Annotated in this window: 2 protein-coding genes and 1 pseudogene; all 3 read right to left on the bottom strand. The window is 61.8% G+C overall.

What is annotated here, in order from left to right; genetic code table 11:
• Positions 1-242 precede the first annotated feature (242 nt).
• A pseudogene (locus tag EDC31_RS17380) lies at positions 243-568 on the bottom strand (IS110 family transposase); the annotation flags it as partial.
• Positions 569-691: 123 nt separating this feature from the next.
• On the bottom strand, positions 692-1,747 hold the full coding sequence (locus EDC31_RS17385; protein ID WP_042057200.1) for an aldo/keto reductase: 1,056 nt from the start codon (positions 1,745-1,747) through the stop codon (positions 692-694).
• A 27-nt stretch (positions 1,748-1,774) separates the two neighbouring features.
• Positions 1,775-2,773: an aldo/keto reductase gene (locus EDC31_RS17390; protein WP_042057197.1), complete on the bottom strand. Its 999-nt coding sequence runs from the start codon at positions 2,771-2,773 to the stop codon at positions 1,775-1,777.
• Between the last annotated feature and the right edge of the window lie 372 nt (positions 2,774-3,145).

Consider the following 3,145-nt stretch of genomic DNA (forward strand, 5'->3'; position numbering starts at 1 on the left):
TCGGAATGCAGAGCGAGGAACTCGTCCACCTCGCTCTTCAGCGCCATTGCCAACATCTGTCGTGCCCCGTCGCGGGCAATCCCGGTCAATGGATCCATCATCGCTCCCCGCTGTGGCAGCGTGGTGATCGTGCTATCGTCTTTCACGGCGTATCGCTCCTTCAGGGAGGTTCAGGCAGGCTCAGCACCCGCCACGATACGCCACCCTCTCAAAACGCCATCACCCAATTTCCGCCATGGTCCCACAAAGCGCATCGTCGGGCGGGTCACAGCCTCGCAGATCGCCTTGGCGTCAACTGCATCGGTTTTGCCCCGCTTGACGTAGGGCTTCACGTAAATCGGCGACATCATCTTGACCGTATGCCCGAAAGCCGCAATCGCCCGCGCCCAGTCATGCGACGTGCCACACGCGTCCATACCGACCAGGCACGGCGGGAGTGTTCCGAAAAACTGGAGAACTCACCGCGCCGCAAGCGACCGCGCACGAGGATATTCCCAAAACTATCGATCCCATGCACCTGAAAAACATTCTTGCCCAGGTCGAGGCCTGTCGTCGAAATCGTTCCCATAGGTGGCTCCACGCGTTGCAGACGGCGACAATCTCACCTTCGCGCATTCCGTGCGGGGGCCGTCCACAACATCACCTCTGGATGCCGGACGTCTGACAGGTCATACCAGAGAGCCAGCAGCCATTAATCCAGATGGGGCCCGATGATTACGAGATCCGCGGGAGACAACCGGTCTGAAGCGGTCGCTTTCTGGTGCCAGTAGGGATAGAGCAGCGGCGGCCGGCTGATGTCTTCAAGCGCCGCGACCTCACCGGGGTCGAGAACAAGTTCGGCCGCGCGAAGGTTATCGTCAAGCTGCGCCTCGGTGCGGGCGCCGATGACTAAACTGGCAACGCCCGGGCGCGTCAGCAGCCAGGCCAGCGCCACCTGCGCAGGCGAAACATTTTTGGCCGCGGCAATTTCCACCAGTTTCTCAACAACATCATATAGCTGCTCGATATCCCGTACCGGCGGCTCCTGCCATTGCGCGGCGCGGCGTGTGCCTTCCGGTTCAGGCTTGCCGCGGCGGTATTTGCCGGAGAGCAGCCCGCCAGCCAACGGAGACCAGATCACCGCACCAATTCCTTGATCCACCGCGATGGGCAGCAACTCATATTCCGCATCCCGCGCCTGCAGGCTGTAATAGATCTGCTGCGCCACAGGCCGGACAAGCCCCTCCGCCTTGGCGGCGGCGAGCATCTTCATCATATGCCAGCCGGAGAAATTAGAGACGCCGACATAGCCGATCTTGCCGGAGCGGACCAGATCGTCCAGTGCGCGCAAGATTTCCTCGACCGGTGTCTGCCCGTCCCATTCATGGCACCAGTAGAGATCGATATGGTCAGTGCCCAGGCGTTTCAGGCTGTCCTCGCAGGCGCGAACAAGATGCTGGCGGGACAGGCCGCGGTCATTCGGGCCCTTTTCGCGCATTGGAAACCGTGCCTTGGTGGCAAGCAGCAGCTTGTCGCGCCGCCCGGCGATGACCTGACCGACAATCTCCTCCGACATGCCGTCGGAATAGATATCGGCGGTGTCCAGCATGTTCACTCCCGCATCCAGACACATATCCACCTGACGGCGGGCGTCCTCGATGCGGGTATTGCCGACCTTGGCGAAACTGCCTTGGCCACCGAATGTCATCGTGCCCAGAATGAGCGACGAAACCTTGAGGCCGGAATGGCCCAGCAGACGATATTCCATCTGTCTCTCCTTGAATCGACGATGCGCTCAGACCGTTGCCGGCCGCGTCACCGGCGGCGCCATGAATTCCGGCCCCACCGCGTCCGGCACGCAGCGCGCCAGAATGGTTTCGATCTCGGCCTTGCCCTCGCCGTCCAGCTTCCAGCCCATCACTTCGTTCACCGGGTCGAGCTGACCGGGATGGCGCGCCCCCCAGAGCGCGATGGTCGGCCCCTGGTCCAGCACCCAGCGCACCGCCAGCGCCAGCACGGATTTGCCGTAGCGGCGCTGTGCCAGTTCGCGCAGCTCCTCCACCGCGCGGAGGTAATGAGTGAAGCGCCCGTCCTTGAATTTCGGATCGTTGCGGCGGAGATCGTCGCCCTCGAATTGCGTGTCCGCCCGCATCCGTCCGCTCAGCAGGCCGCGGCACAGCGCGCCATAGCTGAGCACGGTGAGGCCGGTTTTCTCCGCATACGGCAATTCGGCCGCCTCGATACCGCGCTCGAACAAATTATAGGGCGGTTGCAGGGCATCCAGCCGGGCGGCGGCGCGGAAACCATCCATCTGCGCGGGCGAGAAATTACTGACCCCGGTGGCGAGAATCTTGCCCTCGCGGCGCAAATCCTCCAGCACGCGGGCGGTTTCCTCAAGCGGCGTCTCCAGATCCGGCCAATGCACCTGATAGAGGTCGATCCGGTCCGTGCCCAGGCGGCGCAGCGAGTCCTCGATTTCCTGACGGATGCGGTCCGGGCGACTGTCACGGAACACCTTGCCGTCTTTCCACGCGAGGCCGAGCTTGGTGGCGATCTGCACCTTGTCCCGCAGTTTGCCTTCTTGAATCGCCTTGCCGACGATCTCTTCCGAGCGGCCGAAGCCATAGACAGGGGCCGTATCGATCAGCGTGATCCCGCGTTCCACCGCGCTCTGGATGGTTTGGATGGACTCCGCCTCATCCGCGCCGCCCCACATCCAGCCGCCGATGGCCCAGGTGCCGAGGCCGATGCGCGAGGTGACGATGGCGCTCTGTCCGATGGTGATGGTTTCCATGACACTGCTCCTGTCTGATCCGGCCGATGCAAGGTCAGCCCGTGGTGTCGAGCTTAAAAGCGGAGAGTTGGATCGCCCAGCCTGTTTTGTCGATTTTCGTTCAAAGAGGCATGAACCGACCGCATTCAGCTACGGCGTGTCGTCATTTGAGAATACCTTTCAAAACCATGAATCGAGAGCTTTGAAGCAGATTGAGGGCGCGAGCGAGGAGCGTGAAGGCGAGTGTCCGCCGTCAGGACCTATGGGACGGAATTGGCGGATTGGATAAAGGAGGATTTCTGAAGCGTCCCGGGTTTCCCGGAGGCTAATTGGTTTGAGTCACGCAGCCATATTGATGATCTGAAGGGCTGCATAGTAGTTGGCCTCGGCCTC

This window comes from Acidomonas methanolica, from assembly GCF_004346035.1.
Classification (GTDB): domain Bacteria; phylum Pseudomonadota; class Alphaproteobacteria; order Acetobacterales; family Acetobacteraceae; genus Acidomonas; species Acidomonas methanolica.

Bases quoted from the DNA above. Each gene is read 5' to 3' on its own strand.
- EDC31_RS17385 (WP_042057200.1), bottom strand. From the start codon at position 1,747: ATGGAATATCGTCTGCTGGGCCATTCCGGCCTCAAGGTTTCGTCGCTC.
- EDC31_RS17390 (WP_042057197.1), bottom strand. From the start codon at position 2,773: ATGGAAACCATCACCATCGGACAGAGCGCCATCGTCACCTCGCGCATC.